Annotated in this window: 26 protein-coding genes and 1 tRNA gene; 21 read left to right on the top strand and 6 right to left on the bottom strand. The window is 66.0% G+C overall.

The annotated features are described in order from the left end of the window. Nucleotides 1–85 precede the first annotated feature (85 nt). The 7 genes from WKW79_RS34410 to fabG are packed head-to-tail and all read left to right on the top strand — an operon-like array spanning nucleotide 86 to nucleotide 6900. Complete coding sequence (locus tag WKW79_RS34410; protein ID WP_340339731.1) at nucleotides 86–1063, top strand: acyl-CoA synthetase; 978 nt, start codon at nucleotides 86–88, stop codon at nucleotides 1061–1063. Continuing rightward, a complete protein-coding gene (locus WKW79_RS34405; protein ID WP_340339730.1) occupies nucleotides 1035–1679 on the top strand; it encodes a LolA-related protein in 645 nt (214 codons plus the stop codon). The genes WKW79_RS34410 and WKW79_RS34405 overlap by 29 nt, the downstream gene beginning before the upstream one ends. Then, entirely contained in the window at nucleotides 1676–4078 is a 2403-nt protein-coding gene (locus tag WKW79_RS34400; protein ID WP_340339729.1) for an MMPL family transporter, read from the top strand. Before WKW79_RS34405 ends, WKW79_RS34400 begins: the two co-directional genes overlap by 4 nt. Continuing rightward, complete coding sequence (locus tag WKW79_RS34395) at nucleotides 4078–4911, top strand: polysaccharide deacetylase family protein (RefSeq protein ID WP_422824020.1); 834 nt, start codon at nucleotides 4078–4080, stop codon at nucleotides 4909–4911. Before WKW79_RS34400 ends, WKW79_RS34395 begins: the two co-directional genes overlap by 1 nt. 56 nt (nucleotides 4912–4967) lie before the next feature. Next, the gene (locus tag WKW79_RS34390; RefSeq protein WP_340339728.1) at nucleotides 4968–5711 is read left to right on the top strand and encodes a methyltransferase domain-containing protein; all 744 of its coding nucleotides are present in this window, start codon (nucleotides 4968–4970) and stop codon (nucleotides 5709–5711) included. Next, nucleotides 5708–6163 carry a hotdog family protein gene (locus WKW79_RS34385; RefSeq protein WP_340339727.1) on the top strand — a complete coding sequence of 152 codons (456 nt, stop codon included), beginning with the start codon at nucleotides 5708–5710 and terminating at the stop codon, nucleotides 6161–6163. Before WKW79_RS34390 ends, WKW79_RS34385 begins: the two co-directional genes overlap by 4 nt. After that, nucleotides 6160–6900, top strand: coding sequence for a 3-oxoacyl-ACP reductase FabG (gene fabG / locus WKW79_RS34380; protein WP_340339726.1), 741 nt, complete (start codon nucleotides 6160–6162; stop codon nucleotides 6898–6900). Before WKW79_RS34385 ends, fabG begins: the two co-directional genes overlap by 4 nt. A gap of 6 nt (nucleotides 6901–6906) precedes the next feature. Here the strand turns inward: fabG and WKW79_RS34375 are convergent, their stop codons facing one another. From WKW79_RS34375 to WKW79_RS34360, 4 genes are all read right to left on the bottom strand, one after another. Then, the gene (locus tag WKW79_RS34375; protein WP_340339725.1) at nucleotides 6907–7914 is read right to left on the bottom strand and encodes an STING domain-containing protein; all 1008 of its coding nucleotides are present in this window, start codon (nucleotides 7912–7914) and stop codon (nucleotides 6907–6909) included. Between the two features lie 118 nt (nucleotides 7915–8032). Then, nucleotides 8033–8815, bottom strand: a complete 783-nt coding sequence (locus tag WKW79_RS34370; protein ID WP_340339724.1) for a glycosyltransferase family 2 protein — start codon at nucleotides 8813–8815, stop codon at nucleotides 8033–8035. Continuing rightward, nucleotides 8776–9576 (bottom strand): lysophospholipid acyltransferase family protein, encoded by an 801-nt coding sequence (locus WKW79_RS34365; protein ID WP_340339723.1) that lies wholly within the window; start codon nucleotides 9574–9576, stop codon nucleotides 8776–8778. Before WKW79_RS34365 ends, WKW79_RS34370 begins: the two co-directional genes overlap by 40 nt. Nucleotides 9577–9590: 14 nt before the next feature. Then, nucleotides 9591–10622 (bottom strand): chorismate transformation FkbO/Hyg5 family protein, encoded by a 1032-nt coding sequence (locus WKW79_RS34360; protein WP_340339722.1) that lies wholly within the window; start codon nucleotides 10620–10622, stop codon nucleotides 9591–9593. Nucleotides 10623–11003: 381 nt separating this feature from the next. Here WKW79_RS34360 and WKW79_RS34355 point away from each other — a divergent pair, with 381 nt between their 5' ends. The 8 genes from WKW79_RS34355 to rng are packed head-to-tail and all read left to right on the top strand — an operon-like array spanning nucleotide 11004 to nucleotide 17830. Further along, on the top strand, nucleotides 11004–11729 hold the full coding sequence (locus WKW79_RS34355) for a YebC/PmpR family DNA-binding transcriptional regulator (RefSeq protein ID WP_340339721.1): 726 nt from the start codon (nucleotides 11004–11006) through the stop codon (nucleotides 11727–11729). Continuing rightward, entirely contained in the window at nucleotides 11726–13012 is a 1287-nt protein-coding gene (gene purD, locus WKW79_RS34350; RefSeq protein WP_340339720.1) for a phosphoribosylamine--glycine ligase, read from the top strand. Before WKW79_RS34355 ends, purD begins: the two co-directional genes overlap by 4 nt. Then, nucleotides 13009–13929 carry an oxygen-dependent coproporphyrinogen oxidase gene (gene hemF, locus WKW79_RS34345; protein WP_340339719.1) on the top strand — a complete coding sequence of 307 codons (921 nt, stop codon included), beginning with the start codon at nucleotides 13009–13011 and terminating at the stop codon, nucleotides 13927–13929. Before purD ends, hemF begins: the two co-directional genes overlap by 4 nt. Continuing rightward, nucleotides 13920–14549: a nicotinate (nicotinamide) nucleotide adenylyltransferase gene (nadD, locus tag WKW79_RS34340; protein WP_422824019.1), complete on the top strand. Its 630-nt coding sequence runs from the start codon at nucleotides 13920–13922 to the stop codon at nucleotides 14547–14549. Before hemF ends, nadD begins: the two co-directional genes overlap by 10 nt. Continuing rightward, nucleotides 14549–15223, top strand: a complete 675-nt coding sequence (rsfS, locus tag WKW79_RS34335; RefSeq protein WP_340339717.1) for a ribosome silencing factor — start codon at nucleotides 14549–14551, stop codon at nucleotides 15221–15223. Before nadD ends, rsfS begins: the two co-directional genes overlap by 1 nt. Then, nucleotides 15220–15687 carry a 23S rRNA (pseudouridine(1915)-N(3))-methyltransferase RlmH gene (gene rlmH / locus WKW79_RS34330; RefSeq protein WP_213959318.1) on the top strand — a complete coding sequence of 156 codons (468 nt, stop codon included), beginning with the start codon at nucleotides 15220–15222 and terminating at the stop codon, nucleotides 15685–15687. The genes rsfS and rlmH overlap by 4 nt, the downstream gene beginning before the upstream one ends. Next, nucleotides 15684–16289, top strand: coding sequence for a Maf family protein (locus WKW79_RS34325; protein ID WP_340339716.1), 606 nt, complete (start codon nucleotides 15684–15686; stop codon nucleotides 16287–16289). The genes rlmH and WKW79_RS34325 overlap by 4 nt, the downstream gene beginning before the upstream one ends. A gap of 11 nt (nucleotides 16290–16300) precedes the next feature. Next, nucleotides 16301–17830, top strand: a complete 1530-nt coding sequence (gene rng, locus WKW79_RS34320) for a ribonuclease G (protein ID WP_340339715.1) — start codon at nucleotides 16301–16303, stop codon at nucleotides 17828–17830. 24 nt (nucleotides 17831–17854) lie between these two features. Here rng and msbA read toward each other — a convergent pair whose 3' ends face one another. Then, nucleotides 17855–19636 (bottom strand): lipid A export permease/ATP-binding protein MsbA, encoded by a 1782-nt coding sequence (msbA, locus tag WKW79_RS34315; RefSeq protein ID WP_340339714.1) that lies wholly within the window; start codon nucleotides 19634–19636, stop codon nucleotides 17855–17857. A 198-nt stretch (nucleotides 19637–19834) separates the two neighbouring features. On the opposite strand from msbA, the gene tolB reads away from it, so the two are divergent. The 5 genes from tolB (at nucleotide 19835) to WKW79_RS34290 (ending at nucleotide 23372) form a co-directional block, all read left to right on the top strand. After that, on the top strand, nucleotides 19835–21148 hold the full coding sequence (tolB, locus tag WKW79_RS34310) for a Tol-Pal system beta propeller repeat protein TolB (RefSeq protein ID WP_340339713.1): 1314 nt from the start codon (nucleotides 19835–19837) through the stop codon (nucleotides 21146–21148). 20 nt (nucleotides 21149–21168) lie between these two features. Beyond that, nucleotides 21169–21678, top strand: coding sequence for a peptidoglycan-associated lipoprotein Pal (gene pal / locus WKW79_RS34305; RefSeq protein WP_340339712.1), 510 nt, complete (start codon nucleotides 21169–21171; stop codon nucleotides 21676–21678). Beyond that, complete coding sequence (gene ybgF / locus WKW79_RS34300; protein ID WP_340339711.1) at nucleotides 21678–22418, top strand: tol-pal system protein YbgF; 741 nt, start codon at nucleotides 21678–21680, stop codon at nucleotides 22416–22418. Before pal ends, ybgF begins: the two co-directional genes overlap by 1 nt. A gap of 5 nt (nucleotides 22419–22423) precedes the next feature. Further along, entirely contained in the window at nucleotides 22424–23251 is an 828-nt protein-coding gene (locus WKW79_RS34295) for a tRNA threonylcarbamoyladenosine dehydratase (RefSeq protein ID WP_340339710.1), read from the top strand. Nucleotides 23252–23296: 45 nt separating this feature from the next. Then, nucleotides 23297–23372, top strand: a tRNA-Lys gene (locus tag WKW79_RS34290). A gap of 646 nt (nucleotides 23373–24018) precedes the next feature. On the opposite strand, the gene WKW79_RS34285 is transcribed toward WKW79_RS34290, so the two are convergent. Then, nucleotides 24019–24732 (bottom strand): helix-turn-helix domain-containing protein, encoded by a 714-nt coding sequence (locus WKW79_RS34285; RefSeq protein ID WP_340339709.1) that lies wholly within the window; start codon nucleotides 24730–24732, stop codon nucleotides 24019–24021. Between the two features lie 437 nt (nucleotides 24733–25169). Between WKW79_RS34285 and WKW79_RS34280 the strand changes: the two genes are divergently transcribed. Further along, the gene (locus WKW79_RS34280; protein ID WP_340339708.1) at nucleotides 25170–25583 is read left to right on the top strand and encodes a hypothetical protein; all 414 of its coding nucleotides are present in this window, start codon (nucleotides 25170–25172) and stop codon (nucleotides 25581–25583) included. The last annotated feature ends 53 nt before the right edge of the window (nucleotides 25584–25636 follow it).

Genomic DNA, 25636 nt, shown 5'->3' with positions numbered 1-25636 from the left:
GCCGCCCACAAGCAAACTCGTACCCCCTCGGGGGGCAGCGAGGACACGGAGTGCCGAGCGTGGGGGCATTGATGAGCGCAGCGCCATGAGCGTGGTCGATCCCTCCGACAACAACCAGCGCGCCGACGATTGGTCGCGCAAGCCCGAGCGCAGCAACATGCTGGCGCTGCGAGTGATCTGCTGGATCGCGCTGACCTGCGGGCGCGGCGTGGCGCGGCTGGTGCTGCATCCGATCTCCATCTACTTCTTCCTGTTCTCGCCCGCGGCCCGGCGCAACATCAAGCGCTACCTGCGCCGCGCCATTGGCCCGGACATTGGTTGGCGCGATGGCTACCGGCTGCTGTATTCCTTTGCCTCGACCGTGCTCGACCGCGTGTATTTCCTGCGTGGCCGATGGGACTTGTTCGACGTGAGCATCACCGGCAACGTCCCGGTCGAGGCCGAGGCGCTGGCCGGGCGCGGCGCCTTCCTGTTGGGCGCGCATGTGGGCAGCTTCGAGGCGCTGGGCGCCTGCAAGCACCGCAGCCCCGATGCGCCCCGGCTGCGCGCGGCGATGCTGATGTTCCCGGACAACGCGCGCCAGATCAACGCCATCCTGAACGCGGTCAGCCTGCCCGAGATGCGACCGCACGTCATCGCGCTCGGCCGGGCGCATTCGATGCTGGAACTGCGCGACTGGCTCGATGCGGGCGGGATGGCCGGCCTGCTGGCCGACCGCACGCTGCCGGGGCAGGAGAGCGACCCGGGCGTGCAGCGCGGCAACAACCTGTCGATCCCTTTCCTCGGTGAACCGGCCATCTTCAACGACGGCCCGTTCCGACTGGCCGTGCTGTTGCGCCGGAAGGTGTACTTCATGTCCGGGCTCTACCTCGGCGGCGCCCGCTACGATGTGCAGTTCGAACCGCTGGCCGATTTCAGCGTGCGCATCACCGACCCGGCCGAGCGGGAACACCGCATCCGCGAGGCCGTCCAAAGCTATGTCACGCGCCTCGAGGACCTGTGCCGAAAGTACCCCTACAACTGGTTCAATTTCCATGATTTCTGGCTGGAAGATGGGCGCTGATCGCATGTCGAACCGCTGGCGTGCGCTGGTGTTGCTGCTGCTGTGCGCGGCCGCGCCGGCATGGGCCTTCGACCTGAACGAACTCATGGGCCTGCTGGGCAAGAAGAAGCAGGGCGAGGGCACCTTCACCGAGCAGCGCTATGTGCATGGTCTCGAAGGCCCGCTGTCCGCCAGCGGTACGCTGAGCTTTGTCGCGCCCGACCAGATGACGCGGCGCACGCTCACGCCAAGGCCCGAGTCGATGGTGGTCGACGGCAACAACCTCACGCTCACGCGCGGCAACCGCACGCGCAGCATGGCGCTCGACAGCATGCCGGAATTGCTCGGAATGGTCGAAGCCATGCGCGGCACCCTGAGCGGCAACGGCGCGGTGCTGCAACGCTACTTCCGCAGCACGCTCAAGGGCAGCAGCTCCGACTGGACGCTGGACCTGGAACCCATCGACGAGCGCCTGTCCGCGCAGGTGGCCTCGATGCGCCTCAGCGGCAAGGGCGGTGAAGTGCTCGGCGTCGAGATGGAGTTCCGTGGCGGCGACCGGTCGGTCATGACCATCGTGCCGCAGCGCGGCGGCGCAGCCGGATCCACGCAGGCGCCGGCCGGGCGCAGCACGCCGTGACAGTGGCCTCGGACGGACCCAGTCGCTCGCGCAGGGTACTGGTGCTGTTGATCTGGCTGGCGTCGGTGCTGGCCGGTGTCGCGGTCATATCGCGCACGCATTTCAGTGCGGATCTGTCGGCCTTCCTGCCGGCCAGCCCGGACCCGCACCAGCGCGTGCTGATCGAGCAGCTCCAGGCCGGCGTCGCCTCGCGCACGCTGCTGATTGGCATCGAGGGCGGCAAGGATGCGGCGCAGCGTGCCGACGTGTCGCGTGCCCTGGGCAAGGCCATGCGCGCGAGCGGCCTGTTCGACCAGGTACAGAACGGCGACAACAGCGATTGGGAGGAATCGGGCACTTTCGTGTTCGACCATCGCTACCAGCTCTCGCCGGAGGTCACGCCCGACCGCTTCACCGTCGAAGGCTTGCGCAATGCCATTGAGGACACGTTGTCGCTGCTGGGCACGCCCGCAGGCAACCTCGTCAAGCCCCTGCTCGAGCGCGATCCGACCGGTGAGACCCGGCGCATTGCCGAAGGCCTGCTGCCCGCCACCTCGCCGCGCACGGACCATGGCGTGTGGGCCTCGCGCGATGCGCCGCGCGCCATGCTGCTGGCCGGCACCAAGGCTTCCGGTGGGGACCTGGATGCGCAGGCGGCAGTCATCGCGCGCGTACAGGAGGAGTTCGCCAAGGCCACGCAAGGTCTGGGCGCTGGTGCGCCCAAGCTGCTGATGAGCGGCGCGCCTGTCTACTCCGTGACCAGCCGCGACCAGATCAAGCGCGAGGCCCTGCACCTCGCGATCATCGGCGGCATCGTGATGAGCGGCTTGCTGATGCTGGCCTTTGCCTCGCCACGCGCATTGGTCATTGCCTTGTTGCCCGTGGCGACCGGCGTGGTGTGCGGCACGGCCGCGGTGTCGCTGGTGTTCGGCCATGTGCACGGCATGACCATGGGCTTCGGCAGCACGCTGATCGGCGAGACCGTCGACTACGCCATCTACTACCTCATCCAGGCGCGCGGCGCGAGCGTGCCCGGCACCGGTTGGCAGCGCTGGCGCGACCTCAACTGGCCGACGGTGCGGCTCGGGCTGCTGACCTCGGTGTGCGGCTTCGCGGCGTTGGTGTTCTCCGGGTTCCCGGGGCTGGCGCAGTTGGGTGTGTTCTCCATTGCCGGTCTGGTCGCGGCGGCGCTGGCGACGCGACACGGCCTGCCGATGCTCGCGCCCGACGGCGCCTCGGGAATGGGCATGCGCCACCTCATGGCACGCACCGCGGGCGCCATCGCGCGCACGCTGCCGAAGCTGCGTGGGGTCCTGCTCGCGTTGGGCATCGTCGCGGCTGGACTGGTGGCATGGCAGGGTTCCGACTTGTGGCGCGCCAGGCTCTCGTCCATGAGCCCGATCAAGCAGGAGATGAGCGACCTGGATGCCAAGTTGCGCGACGACATCGGCGCCAGCGATGCCAGCACCCTGGTCGTGGTACAGGCGGCGGACCAGCAAGCGGTGTTGCGCGCGACCGAAGCCGCCAGCGCGCGGCTCGATGCCCTGATCGAGGGCGGTGAACTGCTCGGCTTCGAGACCGTCACGCGCATGCTGCCGAGCATCCAGGCGCAGCAGGACCGGATCGCGAGCGTGCCGGACGCGGCAACGCTGCGCAGCCGCCTGGCCGAAGCCACCGCAGGCGGGCCGCTGCCGGCCCTGCGGCTGGAGCCCTTCATCGCCGAGGTCGAGAAGGCGCGCACGTTGAAGCCGATCACGCGCGCCGACCTGATCGACGGGCCGCTCGGCGCCGTCGTCAATGCGATGCTGTATGAGCGGCCGGGCGGTGGCTGGGCCGCGCTGATTGCGTTGCATCCCGGTCCCAAGTTCGATGCGGTTCGGCTGGCCGCGGCGCTGTCGACCTTGCCGGAAGTGCAGGTGGTGGACGTCGGCAATGAACTCAACAGCCTCTATGCGCACTACCTGCATGAAGCCTTCGTGCAGGTGATGCTCGGCGCGCTGGCGGTGGTGGTGCTGCTCGGCATCTACCTGCGCTCTGGCCGCAGGCTGCTGGCGGTGTGCGAGCCGCTGGCGCTTGCCGTGCTGCTCACGCTCGGCGGCATGGCGGCGCTGCATGTGGCGCTGGGCATCCTGCACCTGGTGGGGCTGCTGCTGATCGTGGCGGTGGGCTCCAACTACGCACTGTTCTTCGACCAGTTGCAGGAGACGGGCAGCGCCGACGAAGACACGCTGGCCTCGCTGATGCTGGCCAACCTGACGACGGTGGTGTCCTTCGGCCTGATCGCGATCTCGGACATTCCGGCGCTGTCGGCGATCGGCCGCGTGGTGGCGCCGGGTGCCTTGCTGGCGCTGTTGCTGTCGGCTGCGTTCATGCACAAGAAGAAGACCGTCGCGGGCGTTCCAAGCAAAATACCGCTCTGATGTCGACCACCGTTTCTTCCGCTTCGGCGATGCCCGACGCATCGCGCATGCCGCCCATCTTCGTGGCCAGTGCGGGCGTGCACCTGCTGGCGCTGGGCGCCGCGGTCCTGGTGCCGGGAGCTTGGCCGTGGGCGCTGGGTGCGGTGATGCTGAACCATGTGTTGATCACCGGTGCCGTGCTGATGCCGCGCAGCAGCCTGGTCGGCCCCAACGTGACGCAGCTGCCGCGAGCAGCCGTCGAGCGCCGCGAACTGGCGCTGACCATCGACGACGGGCCGGACCCGGAGGTCACGCCGCAGGTGCTGGACCTGCTGGACGCTGCGGGCGCACGCGCAACCTTCTTCTGCATTGCCGAACGCGTGGCCGCCCACCCGGCGCTCGCGCGCGAGATCGTTGCGCGCGGGCACAGCATCCAGAATCACACGGCCATTCATCGCCACGATTTCTCGCTGCTCGGGCCGCGCGGCTATAGCCATGAGATTTCACGCGCGCAGGACATGCTCGCCGCCGTGACCGGTCAACGACCCATTTGCTTTCGCGCGCCCGCGGGTTTCCGCAATCCCTTCCTGGCGCCGGTGTTGCGCCGCCTCGGGCTCTCGCTCGTGAGCTGGACACGGCGCGGCTTCGACACACGCGAGCGCGACCCGGCCAAGGTGCTGGTGCGCCTCTCGCGCAACCTGGCAGCGGGCGACATCCTGCTGATGCACGATGGCAATGCCGCGCGCACTTCAACCGGTAGACCCGTGGTGCTGGAAGTCCTGCCTCCGTTGCTGCAGAAGATCGCGCAGGCAAAGCTGCGCGCCGTCACCTTGCCCGAAGGCCTTGCTGCATGAGTGCGGCGCCAGGCCGCTCCAAGGCGCTCGCACCAGCGCAGCGCAAAGACCATTGAATGAGTACCGTGATCTCCACCGATGCCGCCTGGCGGCAATTGCATGATGCCGCCACCGAACCCTATCGAAAGGCCGGCAAGTTCGCTTATGAGTTCGCGCGCGGCAAGCTGGGCCGAGATCCGGTCTTCCGGGGGCTGATCGAGCGCGGCCTGATCGACGCCGGCCGGGGCAGGGTGCTCGACATTGGGTGTGGTCAAGGCCTGTTCGCCAGCCTGCTGTCCTCGATGGCTGCGATGCAGGCCAAGGGCCAGTGGCCGTCGAGATGGGCGCCCACGCCGGCGCGCTCGGACTACATCGGCATCGAGCTGATGCCGCGCGATGTGGCCCGCGCCGAATCGTCCATCGGGCACCTGCAGCCCACGCCGCGCTTCGTCTGCGGCAACATGTGCACGGCCGCTTTCCCCGCCAGCGACCTGGTCGTGATCCTCGATGTGCTGCACTACGTCGACCACGAGGCACAGGAAGGCGTGCTGCGCCGCGTGCGCGATGCCCTGCCCGCAGGCGGCAGGCTGCTGCTGCGCGTAGGCGATGCGGCGAGCCGGCGCGGCTTTGCGATCAGCCAGTGGGTGGACCGCACCGTGACGCGCATCCGCGGCCACAAGGTCTCGCCGACCTGGGGCCGAACCTTGCAGGACTGGACTGCCGTGCTGCAACGCCTCGGCTTCCGCGTGCAAAGCATTCCCATGAGCGAGGGCACGCCGTTCGCCAACGTGCTGCTCGTTGCCGACCGTATCGACGCATGACCCATCCCCAAACCATGAAGCGTGAAGCCATCGAGGCCCTGATTCCCCACCGCGGCTCGATGTGCCTGCTGGAACGACTGGAAAGCTGGGATGCGGAGGCGATCCACTGCACGACCTCCACGCATCAATTGCCAGACAACCCGCTGCGCACGGCCAGTGGCCTGATGGCGCCGAATGCGATCGAGTACGCCGCGCAGGCGATGGCCCTGCATGGCGGCCTGCTGATGCCCGAGGGCGAAACGCCATCGGCCGGATTCATCGCCAGCGTGCGCAACGTGCGCCTTGCCGTCGCCCGCCTCGATGATGTGCCGGGCGCCCTCCACGTGCGCGCCAGGCGGCTCTCCGGCGATACCCGCCAGGTGCTCTACGAATTCAGCGTCACCGACGCGAACGGCGCCGCGCTCGCGGACGGCCGCGCGGTGGTAGTTCTCAACACCCCCATGCCCACATGACTGCGACCAACCTCTCCGGAAAACGTGCCCTGATCACCGGCGCCAGCGGCGCCTTGGGCACGGCGATCGCCCAGCGCCTCGCGCGCGACGGCGCCACCGTGCTGCTGCATGCCAGCTCGCGCCCCGAGGCTGTCGAGCAGCTGGCCGACTCGATCAAGGCCGCAGGCGGCAGCGCCGAATGCCACGTGTTCGACCTGCGCAGCGACGAAGGCACCGCGGCCGGGTGCGCCCTGATGTTGCAGGGCGGGCCGGTGCAGATCATCGTCAACAACGCCGGCGTGCATGACGATGCCGTGCTGCCAGGCATGCGCGCGGAGCAATGGCACAAGGTCATCGACGTGTCGCTCAACGGCTTCTTCCGTGTCACGCAGCCGCTGTTGCTGCCGATGCTGCGCACGCGCTGGGGCCGCATCCTGAACGTGTCCTCGGTGGCGTCGCTGATGGGCAATCGCGGCCAGGTCAACTATGCCGCCGCCAAGGGCGGGCTCAACAGCGCGACCAAGGCGCTGTCGCTGGAAGTCGCGGCGCGCGGCGTCACGGTCAATGCGATCGCGCCCGGCGTCATCGCCTCGCCGATGGCCGATGCGGCCTTCGATGCGGCGTTGATCCAGCAGATGGTGCCGGTGAAGCGGGCCGGTACGCCGGAGGAAGTGGCGGCGCTGGCAGGCTTCCTGGCGAGCCACGAGGCGGCCTACATCACTGGACAGGTGATCTCGATCAACGGCGGGATGGCTTAAACCACTTCATTCGCCGTTCTTCGGTACGAACTCGGTCAAATACCGGTACTTGATGCTCTGCTCCCACACCGGGTTGTCGCTCACCAGCATCCTCAAGGTGCGCTCGAAGTTGTTGATCTCGCGCAACTCGGCCACCGCCTGACTGTTGTCCTTGCCGAGATTGGAGGTCGGAAAGATCTTCTGCACCGCGCGCCGCGCGGACTTCATCGTCGTTGGCACGTCGAACAGCTCAAGGTGCGTCGAGCCGGCCTCGGGCAGCGCCTGAATGTAGAACGGAAAGTCGCGCAACGCGCCGGGCTTCTTCGTGTCGCTGTTGCTGATGACGACCTGGGTCAGTCCCTTGATCAGGCTGCGCAGCGCGGCATGTTCCACCAGCTTCAGGTCATCCGGGATCACGATGTTCAGGGTAAAGCTCTTATAGTCGATCTCGCGCGACCCGCTCGCCTCCTTGATGACCAGCGGCTGGTAGTTGTCGAGCTGGTCGCAGATCCGGGAGACGAAGTTCTCGTAGTAGCCGATGGCCAGCGCGGTCGAAGGCAACTGCGTGAACTCGGCTTGCGTCGTGTGCCGGTCGAGGATCTCGCCGACGATGCGGTCGGCCAGCTTCGTGAAGGCCGCGTCGGGCTTGCCGTCCGCGCGTCGCTTGAACTTGTCGAAGTGGATGCCCGTCAGGTCGGACGGCACGTGCAGCTTGTCCAGCACCAGGCCGTAGGTGCGCCGTCGGCCCACGCGGCCGAGGAACAGGCCGAACTCGAACAGGATGTTGTCCCGGGCCGTGGCATGCGTCTTGTCGCGGCTCGTCGTCTGGTCGTCCGAGGTGAACACCAGGATGGCGAATTCATAGAGGCTGGAGGCGACGAGCAGCGAATCCAGGTAGCTCTCCATGCTTCGGAAGACCTTGCCCGCATTCCACACATCCACGATGGCCTTGTCGCTGAATCGCTTGGCGAGCGCGTTGGCGACGGGCAAGCCTTCGCTCGAAGAGCCGATGAAGACGGTGGGTCTCTTGTCCATGGCGCGGTCCGAAGCAGGCCAAAACGGCCTTGTCATCGTGATCGCCGGGATCGGCGGACGCAATCCAACTTATTGGGGATGCTTGCGCGCGCAGTGTCGCAGGCGTGAGACGGCGGCTTTACCGCTGGAACGGCGGCAAACCGAGCACGCGCTTGACCAGCAGCCACGGCAGCCGCAGCACGAATTCCACCATCAGCCGCGTGTGCATCCAGGTCAGCAGCACGTTGTCGCGCCCATAGCGGAAGTGCGAGACGCCACCTTCAGCCGCGGTGAGGTACTTGACCGGCGCATCGATGTTGACCGGCTTCACGCCGCGCCAGGCCAGCCGCACCACGGCCTCGGTGTCGAAGTCGAAGCGGCGCATCCAGGGCTGGCGCGCCATCACGTGGATCAGCGAATCAACGGGGTAGACACGAAAGCCATAGAGCGAATCGCCGATGCCGGCGAACAGCGTCTCCAACTGCGTCCAGCTGTTGGACACGCGCCGTCCGCGCACGCGCAGCAGCGGTGCGCTGGCGTCGAACACAGGGCGGCCGAGCACCATGGTCTCGGGTCGCGCGATGGAGGCCTGCATGAAGGCCGGGATCAGGTCGGCCGGATGCTGCCCGTCGGAGTCCATCGTCAGCGCATGCGTGAAGCCGGCCTCGCGGGCCTTGCGCAGGCCATGCAGCACGGCGGCGCCCTTGCCCTGGTTTACCGGCAGTTGCAGGACCTTGAGGCCGGGATCGTTCGCAGCGAGCCGGGCGAGTCGCTCACCCGTGCCGTCGGTGCTCCCGTCGATGACCACCCAGACCGGCGTCCATTGCGCACGTGCCTCGCTGACGGTCGAAAAGAGGCGCTCGCCGGTGTTGTAGCTCGGGATCAGTACGAGGTGTGTGCGCGAGTCGGCGTCTTGGGGCATGCGGGCTGGGCGTCGAGGGCGCGTTGTTCGAGGTTATGGCGGAAGTACTGTTCAAGCTGCATCAGCAGCGCCGTGCTGTCCTGTTGCGGCGCAAAGCGCTGGCCGAGGCGCAGGTTGAAGACGATCGGCAGCGGCGGTACCTTCCAGATCGGCCAGCCCTTGCCCAGGTAGGGCGAGTCGGTGTCGATGAAGACGGTCTGGATCGGCGCCTGCGCCAGCTTGGCGATCAGCGTGACGCCGGGGCGGAAGTGGTTGACGGGCTGCTCGACCGTGCGCGTGCCTTCGGGGAACAGCACGAGTTGGCCGCCGGCGCGCAGGTCCTCGACCGCGAGACGCACCATCGAGCGGGCCGAGTCGTTGCGGATGTAGTGCGCGAGGCGCGCGCCGGCCCCGAGGAAGATGTTCTTCATCAGGTCGGCCTTCATGATGCAGGCGCTGCGCGGCAGGTGGGCCACCAGCAGCAGCGCGTCCAACATGGTGGGATGGTTGGCGACGAAGATCAGCCCGCGCTCGTTGCGCAGGGCGTCCAGGCAGCGCGCGTCGATGCGCATCATCCCGGTGATCGATGCGATCGCCCAGAACCAGCGGTAGGCCAGCGCAATGGTGGCGCGGCCCAGGGGGCGCGCGACCCTGGAAGGGAGCACCGGATGCAGCAGCATCGCGACGAAGTTCCACACGAGCGAAATGAAGCCGAGCAGCGTCAGCAAGGCGTAGAGCGGCACGGCCAGCAAGACCTTCTTGAGCGTGCGAAGAAGCTGCATCTCGAATGGGTCCATCAGTCGGTGAGTTCGCCAGCTTCGGTCGCGTGCGCCTCGATCTCGACCAGCAGGTCGCTACGGCAGATGTCGGCCTCGAGGAACACCGCGTGTCGGATGAAGCGCGAGCGTGCACCGAGCGCCTGCACCAATTGCGCGCGGATGCCGGGTGCGTCGGCGGGATGGCGCACGTACACGACCGGATCGCTGCGTTCCAGCGAGAAGCGGGCGCTGGTGCGCTGGTTGGCGGCCTCGATCACGCTGCGCAGGTTGACCAGCGTTTCCGCCAGTTGCGCCTGCACGTCGCCGGCATGCACGGACTTGTGGCCGACGATGCTGGCCGTGCCGGAGATGAACAAAGCCACTTGGCCGCCGCCCAGCGCCGCCAGCGCGGCGCGCGAGAAGGTCGGCGAGCGCGGACCGTAGTCGGCGGGGTAGTGGTAGGCCGAAACCTGGCGCGGGTTTTCCACGGGCACCGGCGGGATGCGGCCGGCCAGGAAGCGCACGCACAACGCGCCTTCATGCACGCCCAGCGCACATGCGGCGGGCGCACCCTCGAAGGCCGCCTGGCCGGCTTCCAGGAAGGCTTGCTGGCGGCCGGCATTGAACTGGCGATAGCGCTCCATGCCGCCGCCGTCCGCATTGATGCGCGGCAGGTAGTTCCAGATGCGCAGCAGATGCGGGCAACCCGCGAGCTTCATGGCCTCGAACAGGTTGCGGTAGGCGCGGCGGGAGAGGGCGGTGAGGTCTTCGCCGAACGCATCTTCGTCCAGGTCGACCACGCCGAGCAGCCAGTGCCCATCGGTTCGCCAGCGCACCACGCCGGTGGTGCCGGACTGCACCGGCGTGCCGGCATGCCACAGGTCGACCACGGGTTCCTTGTCGAGCAGCACGCGGGCCGCCACGCCGCTGACCCAGGAACTGTCGCTGCCGGCGCCGTAGCTCAGCGCGGCGAAGGGACGGTCGCCATCGGCGGCGCGGGCCAGGCCCTGGGCCAGGGTCAGCCGCTCGACGCGAAGGGGCGGCGCTTCCGCCGCAACGGTGGTCGTCATGTGGCAGTTGCAAGGTTCACGGGCGCGGGCAGGCTCGGCGCGGGCCGGGTCAGTGACTTCTGGTGAATGGCTTCAGCCATCGATGCCTCCTTCATGCGCAAGTGCCGCGTCGCGGGAAAAGCGGCCGACGTCGTGTTGTTGTTCTGATTTTTCATGCCGCTCGGGGCTCGGATGCAATAGGTTGGACCGGTCCCTGGCACGAAAGGGCGGCGGATGCAGGTTGGTGCGCCAAGGACGGCAGCCGGGCGGGTGGCTTCGGCGTCATCGGCGGATTATCCCAAAAAGCTTGAGCGCACCATTCGCCGGAACGGCGGCGTTGCGTTCGCCGGACAGTAAACTCGCGGACTGCTTTGCAAACACGAGAACGCGAGATATAGAGCTATGGCCGGACACAGCAAATGGGCGAACATCCAGCACAGGAAAGGCCGGCAAGACGAAAAGCGCGGCAAGGCCTGGACCCGGGTGATTCGCGAAATCATGGTCGCCGCGCGGCTCGGCGGCGGCGACCTGTCCATCAACCCGCGGCTGCGGCTCGCGGTGGAAAAGGCCAAGGCCGTCAACCTGCCGATCGACACGGTCAAGCGCAACATCGACAAGGCCACCGGCAACCTCGAAGGCGTCAACTACGAGGAAATTCGCTATGAAGGCTACGGCATCGGCGGCGCGGCCATCATCGTCGACACCATGACCGACAACCGCGTGCGCACCGTCGCCGAAGTGCGGCATGCCTTCAGCAAGCACGGCGGCAACATGGGCACCGAAGGCTCGGTGGCCTTCCAGTTCAAGCATTGCGGCCAGTTCGTCTTCGCGCCCGGCGCCGATGAGGACAAGATCATGGAAGTGGCCCTGGAAGCCGGTGCGGAAGACGTCATCACCGATGACGACGGCGCCATCGAGGTGCTGACCGCCGTTTCTGATTTCGAAGCGGTGAAGAACGCATTGGAGGCCGCGGGTCTCAAGCCTGAGGTGGCCGAAGTCACGATGCGGGCCGAGAACCCCATCGAAGTCACAGGCGAGGATGCCGCGAAGATGCAGAAGCTGCTCGACGTGCTCGAAGACCTGGACGATGTGCAAGAGGTCTATCACAACGCAGAGTTGTCCGAATGAAAGTACTCGTCATCGGCAGCGGCGGACGCGAGCATGCACTGGCCTGGCGCCTGGGCCAGTCGGAGCGCGTGTCGAAGCTCTATGTGGCGCCCGGCAACGGCGGCACCGCGCTCGACCATCGCTTCGAATGCGTGCCCATCACCGACCCGGTCGCGCTGCGCGAGTGGGCCGCCAAGGAAAAGATCGCACTGACCGTGGTCGGCCCCGAGACGCCGCTGGCGGCCGGCGTGGTCGACGAGTTCCGGGCGCATGGCCTGCGCATCTTCGGCCCGACCAAGGCCGCGGCGCAGTTGGAAAGCTCGAAGGCCTTCTCCAAGTCCTTCATGAAGCGCCACAAGATCCCGACGGCGGAGTTCGAGACCTTCACCGACCCGGCGCAGGCGCATGCCTACATCGACGCCAAGGGCGCGCCGATCGTTGTCAAGGCCGACGGCTTGGCAGCAGGCAAGGGCGTCGTCGTCGCGATGACGCTGGCCGAGGCGCACGAAGCCGTCGACTTCATGCTGGAAGGCAACAAGTTCGGCGTGACGCACAACGAGGGCGGCGCACGCGTCGTCATCGAGGAATTCCTGCAAGGCGAGGAAGCCAGTTTCATCGTCATGTCCGATGGCCGCAACGTGACCGCGCTGGCCACCAGCCAGGACCACAAGCGCCTGCTCGACGACGACCAGGGCCCGAACACCGGCGGCATGGGCGCCTACTCGCCCGCGCCGGTGGTCACGGCCACGGTGCATGCGCGTGCGATGCGTGAAGTCATCCTGCCGACCATCCGCGGCATGGAACGCGATGGCATCCTGTTCACCGGCTTCCTCTACGCCGGCCTGATGATCGATGCGCAAGGGCACGTCAAGACGCTCGAATTCAACTGCCGCATGGGCGATCCGGAAACGCAGCCGATCATGATGCGGCTCAAGTCCGATCTGTTCGAAGTGCTGTGGCATGCCACCGATGGCACGCTGGACCAGGTCGAGCTGCAATGGGATCGCCGCACCGCGCTCGGCGTGGTGATGGCCGCGCATGGCTATCCGCTGGACCCGCGCAAGGGCGACCTGATCACCGGCCTGCCGGCCGAGGCGCCCGATGCGATGGTGTTCCATGCCGGCACTTCGCTGTCGAATGGCGAGGTCCGCACCAGCGGCGGCCGCGTGCTCTGCGTGACCGTGCTGGCCGACAGCGTCAAGCAGGCGCAACACCGGGCCTATGAAGTCGCGGCGCGCATTCATTTCGACGGCGTGCAATACCGACACGACATCGGCTTCCGGGCCTTGCCGCACCGCGGATGAGCACCGCGGTTTCGCCTGAAGCGGTCGGTGAATGGCTGCGGGGCTTGCAACAGCGCATCGTCGGGGCGGTCGAGCAGGCGGATGGTCGCACCGCTGTGCGCGATGCCTGGCAGAAGGCGCCCGGCGAGCCATTGCAAGGCAGCGGGCTGACCTGCATCCTCGAAGGCGGCGAATTGTTCGAACGCGCGGGCTGCGGCTTCTCGCAGGTGCGCGGGCCGAAGCTGCCGCCCTCGGCCACGCAGCACCGGCCTGAACTCTCGGGCGCGCCGTTCGAGGCGATGGGCGTTTCGCTCGTGTTCCACCCGCGCAATCCCTACGTGCCGACTGTGCACATGAACGTCCGCATGCTGGTCGCGATGCCGGCCAACGGCGAGCCCGTCTGCTGGTTTGGCGGCGGCATGGACCTCACGCCGTACTACGCCTTCGAGGAGGACGCGCGGCACTTTCACCAGACCTGCCGCGATGCGCTGGCGCCCTTCGGCGACGACAAGTACCCGCGCTTCAAGGCCTGGTGCGACGACTACTTTTTTCTCAAGCATCGCAACGAGGCGCGTGGCGTTGGCGGCATCTTCTTCGATGACTTCTCGGAGCTTGGCTTCGAGCAGAGCTTCGCAATGTTGCAGGCGGTCGGCGATGGCTTGTTGCCCGCCTACATGCCCATCGTCGAGCGTCGCCGCAACACGCCCTACGGCGAGCGCGAGCGCGAGTTCCAGTTGTACCGGCGTGGTCGCTATGTGGAGTTCAACCTGGTGTGGGACCGCGGCACGCACTTCGGCCTGCAATCGGGCGGACGCACCGAATCGATCCTGATGTCGATGCCGCCGCTGGCCAGCTGGGCCTATCGGCGCGAGGACGAACCGGGCTCGCCCGAGGCCGCATTGACGCGCGATTTCCTCGTTCGTCGCGAGTGGGTGTGACACAGGCCCTGCCGCGCATCGGCGTGTTCGGCGGTGCCTTCGATCCACCGCACAACGCGCATGTGGCGCTGGCGCAGGCGGCGCTGGCGCAACTGAATCTCACGCAATTGCGCATCTTTCCGACCGGCCAGGCATGGCACAAGGCGCGTGGATTGAGCAGTGCGGAACATCGCCTCGCGATGGCTGAACTGGCATTCGGAAGCTTGCCAAATGTGGTCGTCGATGCGCGCGAAATCCGGCGGTCCGGGCCAACCTATACACTAGACACCCTGCTCGAACTCAAAAAGGAGTGTCCGGACATGCAACCTGTGTTGCTGATCGGCACCGACCAAGCGGCTGCCTTGCGCAGTTGGCATGGCTTTGAGGAGATCCTTTCCATCGCTATTGTTTCGATAGCGCACAGGGCAGACCCCACACGCGCCACAGCCCGATTCGATCCGGGAAGCAGTCTGGCGCCGCTTCCCCGCGGCGCTCGATTCGAGCCGATCGATCTGGCCCCGATGGACATCAGCGCCACCGATATTCGCGCCCGCGTCACCCGCGGCGCCGACATCTCCGGTCTGGTTCCACCTGCCGTTGCGCGCTATATTGACCGCCACCACCTTTACGCACCCGCCTGATGACCACTGAAGCCGCCGCCAAGAAAGACACCCAGAAACTCCAGAGAGCCATCGTCGATGGGCTCGAAGACGTCAAGGCGCAGGACATCCAGGTATTCGACACGGAGCATCTTTCACCGCTGTTCGAGCGCGTGATCGTCGCCTCCGGCACGTCGAACCGGCAGACCAAGGCGCTGGCCGCGAGCGTGCGCGATGCGGTGCGCGAAGCCGGCTTCGGCAAGCCGCGCATCGAGGGTGAGGACAACGGCGAGTGGATCATCGTGGACTGCGGCGCGGCGGTGGCGCACATCATGCAACCGGCGATCCGCCAGTACTACCACCTGGAAGAGATCTGGGGCGAGAAGCCTGTGCGCCTGAAGTTCGGCGCGGCCAAGCCCTCGACGGCGTCCAGCAGCGCCGCGCCTGCGCCTGCCGCCAAGAAGGCGACGACCTCGCTGCGCCGCGCCAGTGCCGCCAAGACCGCGATCCGTGAAGCGGAGCAGGCCGCGAAGGCGGACAAGCCTTCGAGCCGCAAGCCGGCCGCGAAGAAGACGACAGCCGTGAAGAAGGCGCCGGCCAAGAAGACCGCCGCCAGCAAGACCCCGATCAAGACGGTGGTCGCCGGCAAGCCCGCCGCCAAGAAACCCGCAGCCAAGAAGGCAGCACGCAAGACCACTGCCTCTCGCGGCAAATGAAGCTGCTGGTGGTCGCGGTCGGGCAGCGCATGCCCGACTGGGCGCAGACCGCCTGGGACGACTACGCCAAGCGCTTCCCGCCCGAACTTAAGCTGGAACTGCGCGCCGTCAAGACCGAGCCGCGCGGCTCCAAGACCCTCGAGACCCTCTACGCCGCCGAACGCGAGCGCATCGAAGGCGCGATCGCGCGGGGTATGCGCATCGTGGCGCTCGACGAGCGCGGCACCTCGCTCACCACCAAGGCCCTGGCCGCGCGCTTGCAAGCCTGGCAAGGCGAGGGCGATGACGTGGCGCTGGTCATTGGTGGCCCGGATGGGCTCGATCCGGCTTTCAAGGCTGCGGCACATGAACGCATCCGCCTGTCGGACCTGACCCTGCCGCATGCCATGGCGCGCGTGCTGCTGGTCGAGCAGTTGTATCGCGCGTGGTCCGTCAATGCAGGCCATCCTTACCACCGCGAATGAAGCCGTCCTTCATCTACCTCGCTTCCCAGAGCCCGCGCCGTGCGCAGTTGCTGGGCCAACTCGGCGTTCGTCATGAGTTGCTGCTGGCGGCGCCCGATGAAGACGCCGAGGCGCTGGAAGCGGTGCGTGGCGGAGAGTCGCCGAGCGCTTATGTGCAGCGGGTCACGGGCCTCAAGCTCGATGCCGCTGTCGCACGCCATGCGCGGTTGGGCCTGCCACCCGCACCGATCCTCTGCGCCGATACCACCGTCGCGCTGGGCCGCGTCATCCTCGGCAAGCCGGAAGACGCAAGCGACGCGCATCGCATGCTCGGAATGCTCTCCGGCCACACACACCGCGTGCTGACCGCGGTGGCCGTACAGAACGGCCGACGCAGGGTGGCTGCGCTGAGCGTGTCCCGCGTCACCTTCGGCAAGGTCAGCCGCAAGGACATCGCCGACTACGTGGCCAGCGGCGAGCCGCTCGGCAAGGCTGGCGCCTACGCGGTCCAGGGGCGCGCGGCTGCATTCATCGAGCACATGACGGGGTCGTATTCGGGCATCATGGGCCTCCCCATGTACGAGACAAACGCATTGCTTCAACAGGCCGGATTCAAGGCCTGACCCCACAACCCATGCAAGACATCCTGATCAATTGGTCTCCGCAGGAGACCCGCGTAGCGCTGGTCGAATATGGCTCGGTCCAGGAGCTTCACGTCGAGCGAACGCTGGAGCGCGGACTGGTTGGCAACGTCTACCTCGGCAAGGTTTCGCGTGTGCTGCCCGGCATGCAATCGGCCTTCATCGACGTCGGCCTGGAGCGCACCGCCTTCCTGCATGTGGCGGATATCGTCGCGCCCTTTACGCCGGGTTCGCGCCCGATGAGCACACCGCCCGAGCGCGACCATCGCGGCAATGCCAGCGGGATGGTGCCGATCGAGAAGCAGGTGTTCGAAGGACAGTCGCTGCTGGTGCAGGTCATCAAGGACCCGATCGGCAGCAAGGGCGCGCGGCTCTCGACGCAGATCAGCATCGCCGGCCGGCTGCTGGTTTTCCTGCCGCAGGACAACCACATCGGCGTGTCGCAGAAGATCCCGTCGGACCTGCGCGATGCGCTGCGCACGCGGATGCAGGCGCTGATCGAGGCGGCGGCCATCGCGGACGGCAACGGCACCGTGCCGGCCAACACCGGCGGCTTCATCCTGCGCACCAACGGCGAGGATGCGAGCGATGCCGAACTGGCCGACGACATCGCCTACCTGCGCAAGACCTGGACACGCGTGCGCGAACTGTCGACCCGCCTGCCGCCCATGTCGCTGCTGCACCAGGACCTGAGCCTGTTGCAGCGCGTGCTGCGCGACCTGACCAACGAGGAAACGCAGGCCATCCGCATCGACTCGCGCGAGCAGTTCGAGGCGCTGCAGAAGTTCGGCCGGGAGTTCATGCCCAAGGCGGCGGAGAAGTTGCAGCTCTACAAGGGCGAACGGCCGATCTTCGATTTGTGCTCGGTGGACGAGGAGATCGCGCGTGCGCTGGGCCGGCGCGTGGATCTCAAGTCCGGCGGTTACCTCGTGGTCGACCAGACCGAGGCGCTGACGACGATCGACGTGAATACGGGCGGCTTCGTCGGTGCGCGCAACTTTGACGACACCATCTTCAAGACCAACCTGGAGGCCGCGCAAGCCATCGCGCGGCAACTGCGACTGCGCAACCTGGGCGGCATCATCATCGTCGACTTCATCGACATGGTTCGCGACGACCACCGCGAGCAGGTGCTGGCCGAGTTCCGCAAGCAGCTGGCGCGGGACCGGGTCAAGACGACGGCCGGTGGCTTCTCGCAGCTCGGTCTGGTGGAGATGACGCGCAAGCGCACGCGCGAATCGCTGGCCCACATGCTGTGCGAGCCTTGCGTCGCCTGCAGCGGGCAGGGCATCGTGAAGACGGCGCGCAGCGTGGCCTACGACGTGCTGCGCGAGATCCTGCGCGAGGCGCGGCAGTTCACGCCGCGCGAATTCCGGATCGTCTCGTCGCCGCAGGTGATCGAGTTGTTCCTAGATGAGGAGAGCCAGCACCTGGCGGGGCTGAGCGATTTCATCGGGAAGCCGATTTCATTGCAGTCCGAGCCGGCGATGGGGCAGGGGCAGTACGACATAGTGCTGTTGTAGCCCGCTCGCACGGGGCGCGTGTCGTCAGAGCGTCGCGGGCTGCCCCGCCGGCGCAGTCCGCATCGCATGCGTCTGCAGGCGCGCATACAGCCCGTCAAGCTGCATCAACTGCGCATGGCTGCCAATCTCAGCGATGCGGCCGTGGTCCATCACCACGATGCGATCGGCGTGCTGGATGGTGCTGAGGCGGTGCGCCACGATCAGCGTGGTGCGGCCTTGCATCAGGCGGGCCAGGGCTTCCTGCACCAATCGCTCTGATTCGGTGTCGAGCGCGGAGGTGGCCTCGTCGAGCAGCAGGATCGGCGCGTCCTTGTAGAGCGCGCGCGCAATCGCCAGGCGCTGGCGCTGGCCGCCGGACAGTTGCGTGGCGTTGTGGCCGAGCACGGTGTCGATGCCCTCGGGCAGGCTGGCGACATGCTTGGTGAGGTTGGCGGCTTCCACGCAAGCGAGCACACGTTCGCGATTCACCTCGGCGCCCAGCGCGACGTTGGCGGCCAGCGTGTCGTTGAGCATGACCACGTCCTGGCTCACCATTGCGAACTGGGCGCGCAGGCTTTGCACCTTCCATTCGCCGATTTCGTGGCCGTCGAGCAGCGCGGTGCCGGCACTCGGCAGCACGAAGCGCGGCAGCAGGTTCACCAGCGTGGTCTTGCCGGAGCCGGAGGGGCCGACCAGGGCGATGGTCTCGCCGGACTCGATGGTCAGGCTCACGCCGTCGAGCGCGCGCGCTTCGTCTTCTCCGCGGTAGTTGACGCGGATGTCGCGCAACTCGATGTGACCTGTGGCACGTGTTGATTCATAGGTGCCTTGCTGTTCCGGCGCGACATCGTCGATCAGCGTCATGCCGCGCTCCAGGGCGGCGAGGCCGCGCGTGATCGGGTTGGCCATGTCGGCCAGGCGACGGATCGGCGCGATGAGCATCAGCATGGCTGTGATGTAGGCGACGAAGCCGCCGACGGTCAGGCCCTGTTCTCCGCTCTGCCACAGCGCGATCACCACCACGATCGACATGGCCACGGCGGCGAGCAACTGCGTAAGCGGCGTCATCGCGGCGGAGGCGATGGTCGACTTCACGGCCAACCGGTTGAGGCTGGCGCTGAGCTTTTCGAAACGGCTCGACTGGCCGGCTTCGGCACCGTGCAATCTCACCATGCGATAGGCGAGCACGTTCTCTTCCACGACATAGGCCAGTTCATCCGTGGCCTGCTGGCCGAGCCGGGTGAAGTGGTAGAGCCGCTTGGAAAAGAACTTCATGATCCAGGCCACGCCTGGCAGAAGCACGCCGATGATGAGCGTGAGCTTCCAGTTCAGGTAGAGCAGGTAGAACAGCAGCGCCACGGCCGTGAAGCCGTCGCGCGACAGGCCCAGCAGCGCCTGCACCAGGAGCATCGCACCGGTCTGCACTTCATAGACGACGGTGTTGGACAAGGCGCTCGCGGACTGGCGCGAGAACAGCGCCAGCTCCGCGCCCAGCAGGCTGTCGAACAGCACGCGCCGCAGCCGCTGCATGCCTTCGTTGGCAATGCGCGCCAGCGCATATTGCGAGACGAACTGGGCCAACCCGCGCACCGCGAACAGGCCGATGACGAAGGTCGGCACCAGCCACATCTGAAGCTTGCCGGTGAAGCCGCGGTCGAGCAGCGGCTTGAGCAGCGCCGGTATCAGGGGCTCGGTGAGCGCGGCGATCATCGCGGACACGACGCCGAGCGCCCACCATTGGCGCGACTGGCCGAACCACGTCATGAGCCTTGCCAACCGGCGCGTCAGGGGAGGGCGCGCGGTCGCGTCGTCAGTAGAAGGCTGCATGGCGGCGCATTCTACGGGGGGGCCTGTCACGCTGTTGAAATGTGCATCCTGCACCGGAGCTTTGGTGTCCTTGCGCGAGCCTGCTGGCGATGGTCAGGCTGTACACAGTTTGTGACGCGGGTGTCGGCGCAGTGTGTACCATGTCGTTTCGTTACGCCCGGCCCAGAAACTTTCTGACCGGAAACATCTCCGAACCGCATGATCAAGCCGTTGCACGACTTCTCCCCAACTCCTTCTTCATCGTTCCTCGCCCGCCGCAGCCTCATCGCGGCACTTGCTGCCTCCCCTGCGCTTCCTGCACTCGCCCAGTTCCGGGTCGAAGTGACGGGCGTGGGCTTGACGCAGTTGCCGATCGCGATCGTGCCCTTCAAGGGGCAGGACGCGTCTCCACAAAAGATCTCCGCCATCGTGCAGGCCGACCTCGAACGCAGCGGCCAGTTCCGCGGCGTCGATGCCTCGGGCCAAGCGATGGACGAAGCCTCGCGGCCCGACCTCAACCTGTGGCGCTCGCGCACCGCGGACTCGGTGGTCGCCGGCAGCGTCACGCGCCTGGCCGATGGCCGCTATTCAGTGTTGTTCCGCTTGTGGGACGTGGTGCGCGGGCAGGATCTCGGCGGCCAGAGCTACACGGTGCCGCAAGGCGACCTGCGCCTCGCCGCGCACCGCATCGCGGACTTCGTCTATGAAAAGCTCACCGGCGAGAAAGGCATCTTCTCGACGCGCATCGCCTACGTCACCAAGGGCGGTCGCTACACGTTGTGGGTCGCGGATGCGGACGGCGAGAACGCGCAGGCCGCGCTCACCAGCCCCGAGCCGATCATCTCCCCGCGCTGGTCTTCCAACGGCGGGCAACTGGCGTATGTGTCCTTCGAGTCGCGCAAGCCTGTGGTCTACGTGCACAACGTGGCGAGCGGCCAGCGCCGCCTGGTCGCCAACTTCCGCGGCAACAACAGCGCGCCGGCCTGGTCGCCCGATGGCGGCACGCTGGCCGTGACGCTGAGCCGCGATGGCGGCTCGCAGCTCTACACCATCTCCTCCAACGGCGGCGAAGCCAAGCGCCTGACGCAAAGCAACAGCATCGACACCGAGCCGGTCTACTCGTCCGACGGTGGCACGATCTACTTCGTGAGCGACCGCGGTGGCGCGCCGCAGATCTACAAGATGGGCGCAGGCGGCGGCAACCCGACGCGAGTGACCTTCTCCGGCACCTACAACATTTCTCCGTCTGTCAGCGCCGATGGACGGTGGTTGGCCTACATCTCCAGGGTGGGTGGTGCCTTCAAACTCCACGTGATGGAGTTGTCGTCCGGCAATGTGTCAGCGATCACTGACACGTCGGCCGACGAGAAGCCCAGTTTTGCACCCAACAGCAAGCTCATCGTCTATGCAACACAACTCGGCGGCAAGGAAGCGCTGATGACCACGACACTCGACGGCAAGATCAAGGCTCGATTGGCAGGACAGGCAGGCGACATACGCGAACCGGACTGGGGTCCGTTTCAAAAGCAATGATTAACACTGAGGAGTTCCAAATGTTGAAACGCACGATTTACTCGCTGGCCGTGGTGGCCCTGATCGCCGGTTGCTCGTCCAGCACCAAGCTGAATGATGTGCCGGTGACGGACACGCGCGGAGGCACGGGCCAAGGCAGCCAGAGCGCCGTGGCGCCGGTCAGCGCCGACACGGGTTCGCTGAACGCGCAAGGCCCGGTGGGCGTCGCCCGCATCGTGTACTTCGACTTCGACAGCTACACCGTGAAGCCCGAATTCCAGTCGCTGATCGACGGGCACGCGCGCTTCCTCAAGGCCAATCCGTCGCGCCACATCTTCATCGAAGGCCACACCGACGAGCGCGGCGGCCGCGAGTACAACCTGGCGCTGGGCCAGAAGCGTTCCGAGGCGGTGCGTCGTGCGCTCGGCCTGTTGGGCGTTGCCGACTCGCAGATGGAGGCCATCAGCTTCGGCAAGGAGAAGCCGGCGGCCCAGGGCTCGGGTGAGCAAGTCTGGGCGCAGAACCGCCGCGCCGAGATCTCGTACCGTTGATGAACCCCGCATTGAGTTTGCGGCGCGTGGCATGCGCCGCCTTTGTCATGTGCGCGTCGGTGGGGTCGCATGCGGCGCTGTTCGAAGACGACGAGGCGCGCCGCGCCATCCTCGACCTGCGCCAGCGCGTCGAGACGCTGCGCACGCAATACGATGCCGCGAGCCAACAGAACGCGCGCACCGTGCTCGAACTGCAGAACCAGATCGACGGGTTGCGCAATGACGTGGCCCGCCTGACGGGGCAGAACGAGCAATTGGCCAAGACAGTCTCCGACTTGCAACTACGCCAGCAGGCGGTCGACGACAAGATCAAGCGCAGCGAGCCCGCGCCGGTGAACGTGGACGGCCGCGAGTTCAACGCCGATCCGCGTGAGAAGTCTGATTTCGATGCGGCGCTCGGCATCTTCCGTGCGGGCCAGTTCCCGCAGGCGCAAGCCGCCTTCGCGGATTTCATCAAGCGCTATCCGCAGAGCGGCTACAATCCCTCGGCGCTGTTCTGGCTCGGCAACGCGCAGTACGCCACGCGCAACTACAACGAGGCGATTGCCAATTTCCGCTCGATGCTCTCGCTCGCGCCGGACCATGCGAAGGCGCCGGAGGCGGTGCTGTCGATTGCCAACTGCCAGATCGAACTGAAGGACACCCGGGCCGCGCGCCGGACGCTGGAAGACCTGATCAAGGCTTATCCGCAATCGGAAGCAGCGTCCGCTGCCAAAGAGCGGCTGGCACGCTTGAAGTAGCAGGCGTGGTTCTGGACAACGCGACATTGCCTGCTGTGGATTCCCCCGAAGCCGCCGCCGATCTGGCCCGGCGCTTTGGCGGGCTGGAGCGTCTGTATGGCGTGCCGGGCGCGGCGCGAATCCGGCAGGCGCATGTGATGGTCATCGGCATCGGCGGCGTCGGCTCGTGGGCGGTGGAGGCGCTGGCGCGCAGCGGCGTGGGCCGGCTGACGCTGGTCGACCTGGACCACATCTCCGAATCGAACATCAACCGCCAGATCCACGCGCTCGATGACACCGTGGGGCAGGCCAAGGTGGAGGCCATGGCCAGCCGCATTGCGCACATCAATCCCGATTGCCGCGTGCTGGCGATCGACGACTTCGTCGAGCCGGACAACTGGGAGTCGATGCTGTCTCGCGCTGTCGAGACGCAGGGTCCCTTGCATGCCGTCATCGATGCCTGCGACGAAGTGCGAGCCAAGCTGGCGATGGCGGTGTGGGCCCGTGGCGGCAAGCATCGCTTCATCTCGGTGGGCGCGGCGGGCGGCAAGCGGCTGGCGCACAAGGTCGAGATCGACGACATTGCTCTGGTCACGCATGACCCCTTGCTGGCGCAGATGCGCAACCGCCTGCGCAGGTTGCACGGCGCGCCGCGCGAAGGCAAGAAGATCGGCGTGACCTGCGTCTTCAGCCGCGAGGCCGTGGCGCCTCCCGATGCCTCATGCGCCATCGACGAGGGCGATGGCAGCCTCAACTGCCACGGCTACGGCTCGGTGGTGAGCGTGACTGCGACCTTCGGTCAATGCGCGGCAGGGTGGGCGCTCGATCAGATTGCGCAGGACGGCACGCTATAATCTTTGGCTTTGCTGCGCTTGGGGCGCAGTAGAACAGACAAGTGTGGGACGTTAGCTCAGTTGGTAGAGCAGCGGACTTTTAATCCGTTGGTCACTGGTTCGAATCCAGTACGTCCTACCACCAACACCGCGTGGTTATTGAAAAGCCTGCTATTGTGGGAAACAAGGCAATTGGTGGCCGAAAAACGCTGTTATGGTTTTTTTCAGATTTGGCCAGATTATGGTTTTCAAGATGAAAATGGCTTGGTATCAAGCAGTTGGCGGGCTTTCTTGTAGTAAGTTCTAAGCTTCCTTCTCGGTCGAAGCGGGATGGCGTCGTCGGACAATGATCGGATGGTTTTGGCAGATCTAGGGCGCCCGCTGCCTGTGATTTACCGAGAAAATCGGCACATCTGGACGGAGCCAGGCCACGGCTGACTTTTATCGGCCCAGTGGGCTACCAGATCTTGCGCTGTTTTGCCGGAACGGCTCTAGGACTCACTGGCTGCCAGCGACATCGACACCAGCTATCCGCAAGCACAGACCAACCAAGTCGGTTAGTTCGAACGCGCGGACCGCGCGCGACTGGCGTGCGAAGTAGGGGTGGGCGGGTGGCTTCGTGCCCAAGGCACTAGGCCACGGCCAAGCAACACGCGCCCAAGGGATGGCTTAGGTTGACGATCTTGGTTTACCGGAGCGGAAGAATCGAGTTCCCCGGGCGCGGCATGAGCTTACTCACGAGTTGCTCGCTCAGTCGACTTTGCGAGACGCGCCACCCACAGCCTAGATCACGCGCTGCCCGCAGTCCGTACGATCCGCTTGGCTTGATTTTCGTGGATGCTCCCCCCAAAGCCCGTGCGTTCGGCGGCATGCTCGATCTGCAGCCGAGATGTTGCGCGGGCTCGTAAGGCAGATTTCCGCTGCGACTGCTTCGGAAAGGCCACTCGATCCGCCGCAGCGCGAGGATGCAATCGAACATACCGGAAAAACTTGGAGGGCTCCAATCCAAGACCCTCCAGAATGCGCATCACAACGACGAAAGAGGGGTTCTGCCTGCCCTGCTCTAAGGTCAGAACGTAGGTTCTGGTCAGTCCAACCAAGTTGGCAAAACCCTCTTGGGAGTATCCCCGTCGCTGACGCTCATGCCGAACGGCAGCCCCAAACATTTCGCTGTAGCTCGCGCGTTCTTCTACAGCGAGTTTCGGAAATCGGCGCCGCATGATCGCTTTCACCATTTCGTCGGTGCCTTGCACGGATGGTCGAAGATGAAGGTTCCGAAAAAACGCCTCGGGTGCTATCTCTAGGCCTTCCAGGATGGCCATCAGACTGCCAAGCGTCACGTTCTTCTTCCCGCGTTCGAGATGCCCGACATAGGCGCGGCCCAGCCCCACCTGCTTCGCGAACCGCTCTTGCGAGATATTCGCTTGTCCGCGCGCGACGCGTACCAGTTCGCCCAGCACTTGTAGGTAATCGTGTTGCGTCGTTCGCGAGGTCGTTTCCATAGGGGCGGGATGCTCCGTTCCTGTGCTAGTCAAGGCCACTCCAAACAGGGCGGTGCTTGTCAAGACGACGTCCTATCGTTAACATATGGGTGACACGAGCTGATCCCCTTTCATCGGAGCGAGCGATCTCGATCGGCGTTGGGAGGCCGATCAAGACGAGGCTATTTTTTGGCGAAAAGACAAAAAGTGACGTGGATTCTCAAAACCCCAATCGAGCGACCGCTCCGAGCAGCCCACCTGCTGAAGGCGAAGTGGCAGAGAAGGGGCGAGTTGGAGGAGAAATGGAAAGCCAATGCAATGCGATGGGGAGCGCACGAGAGAGTGAACAGGGCTTCTCAATCTCCGAAGACCGCCGTGGCTGCCTTCGATTGCACCGACAAACGCCACGGAAGCGCGCTTCAGGGCCCTGTTACCGCTGCCTTTGTCGCGATCACGCCATGACCCCCGAAGAATTGAAGACGTCCGAAGGCTGGTGCCGGTTCACGGGCGAGAAAGCGCTTGCGTCGCAAGTGCAAACCTACAGTCAGACCAGACCTTCAGAAGATCCGTGGACACGGCTGTATCTGGCAGAAGGTCAGGCGATCTTGGCCGCTGCCATGGCCACCTTGGGCGGTCGCCACAAGGCGATTGACTGGTTCTGCCATGCGAAGCTCGCTCCGTTTGGCGATCTCACGCCGCGCGTGCTCCTCTCTCTCGGCAGATCGGAGGACGTCCTGCACGCCCTTCGAGTCATTCAGGTCGGGAGTTATCAGGCAGCGCTGCAGAGTTCTCCACGCCGCAGCGTGAGACCTGTGTGTTGGCGCCGGCCGAAAATTGACCCACCTGTGAGGGTTGTGCCGGTTCAAATTTGACCCGGGTGTTCAGCCTACCCTGCTGCTTTTTTAAGCGGCGGGGGTATGAGGAT

The organism is Variovorax robiniae (assembly GCF_037889955.1).
Classification (GTDB): Bacteria; Pseudomonadota; Gammaproteobacteria; order Burkholderiales; family Burkholderiaceae_C; genus Variovorax; species Variovorax robiniae.
This window is presented reverse-complemented; position numbering and strand designations above follow the sequence as displayed.